The sequence below is a fragment of the uncultured Campylobacter sp. genome, assembly GCF_937997595.1.
GTDB lineage: Bacteria > Campylobacterota > Campylobacteria > Campylobacterales > Campylobacteraceae > Campylobacter_B.
The window spans coordinates 1-6,302 of the sequence record NZ_CALKTS010000329.1 but is presented as its reverse complement, the minus strand read 5'-3'; the positions used below and the strand labels follow the sequence as shown (position 1 = coordinate 6,302).

Genomic DNA, 6,302 nt, shown 5'->3' with positions numbered 1-6,302 from the left:
CGAGGGGCAGCTGAGCCTTTTCTTTCGGCGTGAAAAGCTCGGTAGGGGTAAATTCCACCGGCTTGCCGTCGATGCTTTTTAAAAATTTTACTTTTGTATATTGCGGCAAGACATTAAATATAGTAGAGCAAGACATGGAGCCTAAAGCCGAATACAAACCGAGAAATACGATTATTAAAACCGTGCGACGCAATGTCTAAAATCAAATGCAAGACGCTATATTAAAACGCCATAGCCGCTTAAACTATCTATTGGGCTAGCCGCGAAACCGTCACTTGGCTACCAAGCGCCTACTCGCACCTTCCGTATCTAGACATTAGTTCCGCTTTTTTGATATTAAAGCTCACTTTTTGTGCATGATCTTTAAGGGCTAACTCCTTTTTTAAAGAAGCTATTAGGGAGTTTAAAACATCTATCTTTGAGCTTTCGTTACCGGCATTTAATCTCTTTTGCATAGTTAGGATATCTTTTGAAATTTTAGAGGAATTGGATAGTATTTTATCGTATTCGTCCTTTTTGGATAGAAATAGTTTAAGATCTGCGATCTGCTTTTCGTATTCTAATTTAGCTTCTTCTTTTTTAGATAAAATCCTCTCTTTATTGATCTCTTTTTCTTTAATCTGTGCGGCGCGCTTGCCTCCGTCAAACAGGCTCATATGCACCGTAAGCCCCGCTCTATATCCATGTCTTTTGACATCCTTTCCGGCGCGGCTAAAGTCGTCTCTATCGCTGCCGTACAGATCGTATCTGCCGTAGAGCGAAACGGTAGGATAATAAAGCCTCTCCCCGGATTTCATACTCAGCTCATTTGCGGCTAATTCATGATCAAATCCTTTAGCGATTACGCTATCTTCAAAGGGCACGAAGTCTGAGTTGATACTATTAGCTCCGCCTAGATCCGAAAGATAAAACACGTTTGGAATTTTAACTCCAGAAAGCGAGTAAATTTTATTTAAGGTGTTATTGGCATTAAGCTGTAGTTGAGACAGTTCATAGCTCGTATCGGCTAATGCTATGGCTTGATCTCCTAGAGCTGTTTTGCTTAGCTCTCCTGCGCCCGATAGTCTCTTTTCATAGATATAAAGCATCTCGTAGGCATCTTTTAGCCGCTCATAAATTTCTATTCTGTTTTTATATCCGAGCGCCTCGTCGTAAAGCTCCAAAAGCTTAATGGAACTATCCATATAGGCAGAGCATCTTTTAAGATCGGCTTGTTTGATATTCTCTTCGGCAGCTTCTATGGCTAACTCATCCGCGCCGAATTTAAATATATCTTGGCGCAGCACAAGCGAGACGGAGTTGCCATAGCCGCTTTGCGAGACTAGGCTATCGTCGCCGATCTGCACGGAGTTGTAGCGGGCGCCGTAGCGTTTGGCGTATTCGCTATTGGCATTGATGCCTAGCTCGGGATAGCGTGAGGCCTTTTGATACTCTAGCTCGTTGCGAGCGCTTTGCACATCGAGCCTGGTTAAATTTAAACTCGGAGAATTAGCTAAAGTATGCTCTAACAAGGCGTCGAAGGAGAAGGAATTTAGGCCCGTTTTAAAATTTGAATCAAGCTCCCCGTCCAATCTTTTTTGATTTATATCCCGTATTTTTGATCTATCTAGTCTGTAAATTTTAGCAGGGGCTTTGGCTTCGGCTTTAGCTTTGGAACTTGAACCTTTAGAAGCGTCTTGCGAGCTATCTTGCTTCGAGCTTGCCTCGGGAGTGGAGAGATATTTTTCTAAGGCGCTTTGAGCGTTTGGCGGGGTTTGTTTATTGGGCTCACTTTGTTTATCGGATGTTAGCTTTTGTAGGGATTTTTGAGTTTGAGTGGATTTTTGTGCCGATATTTTATTGGACGTGGATTTTTGCATCGCTGATTGGTTTTGAGAGGATTGTTGTGCGGACGTTTTATCGAGGGGGGATTTCGGTATGTCCGTTTGATTTTGAACTGATGCTTTATTAGAGGTAGGTTTTTGCACGCTCGTTTTATCGGGGGCGGATCTTTGTATGTTTGCTCTATCTGGGATAGGTTTCGGTGCGGCGGAGTCAAATTTATCCGCTGCGTTTAACGTGCCCGCGCCCAAAATCAAAGCAAAAACGGTGAAAGCTATTTTAAATTTATCCGAATGAAGTTTAAATTTATCCAAATTAGGCTCTTTATAAATGGAATTTTAATGCATTTTATACGAAAGGGGATTAAAATTTTATAAAACGGATGATTAAATTTTAAGTTCCGCCTTAAATATTGAAAGACTAAGGCAAGCGCTTCAAAGTATATCCTACCTATAAAGTGGCAAAGGAATATATAAACTCCCTAGAACATTTAAAGAATTTAAAGAAAGTATTTTAGCGAGGAGCGCAAAAGGAAAGTGGTAGAAAGCATAATGGACAAGTGAATCCAATGGAGCTAACAAGGATAATACGATAAGTAAAAAGTCGTCCCGCTTGCCTTCCCACTCGTCTCATTTTACGCTATGAAACGTGCCGCTGCAAGCTATAAATACCGATAGAATGGGATTATCCGTCAAGAGGCGATAGGCTCTTGACGGATATTTATAGTGTGTCTTTCCGTCGTGTTTTACCCTATTTAACTCTTTTGAGACGTTTTAGAGCTTTATAGGAGTTCTCTTTTTTTGGGCGGTATTTTTTGTATATTACAGCTACACGTAAATTTGAAAATACATCTATGTATTTTTAATCATAACATAAATATAAAAGCTATAAGCCTAAAAGATATTATCTCTTTGTGATTGCAATGCTCTCTATGACTTCTTTTAATATTATGAGATGTTTTAATACTATGATGTGCTTTAATACTATATGGCGTGGAGCGTTTTATATTCTTGTCCTTATCCTTGAAAAGCTTCCTCTGCTTTTTTGGAGTAGGCTTTAAATTTGGTATAGCTTTTTGATGTGTTGATGAGCAAGATTTCGCCGCTTGCATCTTAATCTTAATAAATTTTACTTCAAATTCCCGTATAACTTTTAACGGGTTGCGTTATTTGGTAATGTTATTGAGTAATGTTTAATCGTTTGGGGCTAGTTTGTATATTTGAGTATTGCCGTCGTTAAAGCATCGTCGTTTATTTGTTGCTTATTAGAATTTATAGCACCTTATAATGTTTTTAATCTTAGTCCAGTTTAGAGTACTTTGATATTTAGTACGGCATCTTTTAATCTCAGTCTGGTTCTTGGTTATAGCTATGCTGATATGTATAATGCAGTGACTGCCAGCGGTAGTATTTTGCCCATATCGTCATTGAGGTATTGCACCAGTATTCGTAATGCGATGATTTTTGAGCATATCTCAGTTATTTTATATGGATTTTCATAAAATTTGCTTATATGCTTCTTGTTTAAATTTATGCAGCTTTGTTTAAATTTCGATTTATATTATATTCATAGGCTCTTTGCCGTGTATGGTTTATCCAGCTTCTTAGCTTTTTTACAATTATTGAATATCTTGGTGTATGCGGATATATGGGTATTGAGCGTTTTGCCCGGCGTTTAGTCTGATTTGAATAGTAGAGCACATTCTTGCACTCCTTTATTATTCATGCCAGGCTCAATTCGCTTGATTTACTTATTCTTTTAATATTTTTGCTGCTTTCAGATATATTTGCGATCAAGCGGATCGTGTAGATATCCTCCGTTTCTTTATTATGCTTGATTTACTTTCTATTATGCTTACTATACTTGATTTGCTTGTTATACTTATGTCTACTATTCCCGATTTACTTACCTTTATTAATACTTTTATCATCATTGAGCCTTATTACTACTTTGTGTGCCCAATGTATTGAGTTGCTACTTAAAAAGCTACGGCTGCTTCAAGTGGAGTACCTAAGCTTCTGTCTCAAAATAACACTTTTAGGTGCTTTAATATTTTCATTGTTGTAGCTCTTAAGCTTTGATGCTTGCTTTTAGTACTATGAGTGCAAAAAGCTTTTAGAATATCTACTTTATCCTTTTATTCATTATTTGGTCTTTTCATTGCTCTTTGACATTCCTATATTATTTGTTTATTTCATATTTGCTAGGTAACTGTTTTGGTGTTTGTTAGTATGTGAATAAACACTTTAGTGTTCTTTATTATTCTAGCTACTCTTGCCGCGCTTGATTTGTCTCCCTTCATTTCGCTACATTTTACCTATCTACTTAAATTTTGAATCATACCCTCTGTATTTTAGAAATCTTGGCAATGTGTAGGAAATTGCATCGCTTGCCCATACTTTTAAAGAATTTTAGAAGACTATCGAGCTAGTCCACTCTATCAAGTTTCCCTGCCCGTTATGATTTTAAAGAAGCTTAAGGGCTTTTAGGGACTTTTCAGCTAAGAGGGAAAGCTCAAAAAGAGTATCAATAAATTTCGACTAAGTAGCTTTTAAGATCTTTCTAATATAATCTCCGACGCATAAGGACAAAAATAGTGTCTTAAGCTTTATCTATTGTATTATTTATACCAATAAGAATATGTTTTATGGATAAGCGTTTAAAGCACTAAGTAAAAATTGTGTTTAATTAGCCTACTTAAGGGTTTAAGCCTTAAGCTGCTACAAAGCTTAAGCTAAATTTCTTAAGGTCTATAGGTTTTAACCCATTTTTGCTTATTATTTAAAGTCTCCTTAAGAGATAGCAAATTTTGTTATATAGTCTTTAAAGACTATAGAGCGATATTCTGTAATCGCGTATTATGGGGCGTTTTTAAAAGTTGCATAGATACTACACGGGACACCAATAATCCTTTAAAATCATAGAATTCTAATCGGTGCTTTTTAATTAATACACTAAATTTATAATCACGATGCTTTTGTAAATGCAAATTGGGGCTACTCGATAGTAATAAATGACTTTTTCGATAATGTATCCGAGCGATAGGATTCGATGCATAGATAAAATTTAATAGTCATAGCTAAAAAGCAAAAAACAATTCTAGCTTTGATACTGTAATAGCTAAATGTCATTCTTACTCTTTAGTAAAATAGTATTGCTAATTTAACGTCAATACTATTTTACTAGAGTTTGCGCAACATAATATTCCATATAAAGCGCCGCAGTAGGGAGTTTTATTAAAGAAGTCTTTACATTCAGCCGTAACACCCCAATATAGAAATAAATTATTTAAAATTTATCTATTTTCGGAATTGCAGGTTTTAAATTTATCATAAACCAATACTACAAAGGTAGAAAGCATAAGTCCTATTATTGCAGATATTGCTAAAATGATTAGTTTTTTAGGCTTTGCTGGGCGATCAGATAAAACTATATTAGAAATTATATGAGAAGTTTTAAAATTAAAATCAGAAAGCCTACTTTCTATAATGCTCTTTTTCTTCATTAAATCAGGAATTTGTACTAGAGTTATAGCACTAATTTCGTCACTTATTTTAGGTATATTGTCGTTTAAAATTTTATCTTTTATATTCATTAACTCCATCAGTTTTAATTCGCCAGCATCGCTAAGCTTTTCTCTCTTGTTCAGCATATCTATTTGATCGTCTATTTTGGCTATCTGAACACCTTTTAAATATTCTATGCGTTCTTTTAAATTACGAATTTTATTATTTTTTAAATAACTTATCTGCGAATCAATACTTACCAATTGTTCGCGTATAGCCTTTTTATATTCATCTAAAACTATAGCATCTTCTTTGCTCAAATCTGCCACCATCTCATCTATATGTTTTTTTAGTAATTCGTTTGATTTGGCAAACGCCGTTATAATAAATATATTGGCGCTATCTTTATCGGCGACGATACTATCAACCGTTACGTTCTTATCCTTAATGTCCTTTAGTCCATCAATATATTTTACTCTAAGCTCATGCATCCGAACGGATCTTTCGGTTATATACTGTGGCATACCAGTTTCATTATTATAATAGGCGGTTTCTACCACCGCCGTTGCTTTATACCACGGAGTAGCAAATATAATATACAAAAGCCCAACCGCAATAAATCCGCAAGTTACTATACAAATTTGCTTTTTATATTTCCATATCTTTTTTGCCAAATCTAGCAAATCAATCTCATCATCTTCACAATAATTCTGTTGCATATTTCTTCTCCAAATTTAAAATTTAAATTGCGCCCTCGCGAACAAGGACCACCTTAAAGGTTTTTATGATTATCACGATATCGTTCCATATTGACCAGTTTTTCATATACCACGCATCCATGCCCGCCCTGGTCGCAAAATCCACGTCGCTACGCCCACTCACCTGCCAAAGCCCAGTGATACCAGGCTTGACGGATAAGATAAGAGATGCGTATTCGCCCATATCCTTGCGCTCGTATTGTGCGCATGGGCGAGG

3 protein-coding genes are annotated in these 6,302 nt (G+C 36.2%); all 3 read right to left on the bottom strand.

What is annotated here, in order from left to right:
• Positions 1-290: 290 nt before the first annotated feature.
• A complete protein-coding gene (locus Q0614_RS11225; RefSeq protein WP_298788758.1) occupies positions 291-2,135 on the bottom strand; it encodes a TolC family protein in 1,845 nt (614 codons plus the stop codon).
• 2,981 nt (positions 2,136-5,116) lie between these two features.
• The gene (locus Q0614_RS11220; protein ID WP_298788755.1) at positions 5,117-6,046 is read right to left on the bottom strand and encodes a Wzz/FepE/Etk N-terminal domain-containing protein; all 930 of its coding nucleotides are present in this window, start codon (positions 6,044-6,046) and stop codon (positions 5,117-5,119) included.
• Between the two features lie 22 nt (positions 6,047-6,068).
• The coding region (locus Q0614_RS11215) for a sugar transferase (RefSeq protein WP_298788753.1) at positions 6,069-6,302 on the bottom strand (234 nt) is incomplete at its 5' end.

Coding starts and splice junctions, on each gene's coding strand:
- Q0614_RS11220 (WP_298788755.1), bottom strand. CDS start 6,046: ATGCAACAGAATTATTGTGAAGATGATGAGATTGATTTGCTAGATTTG.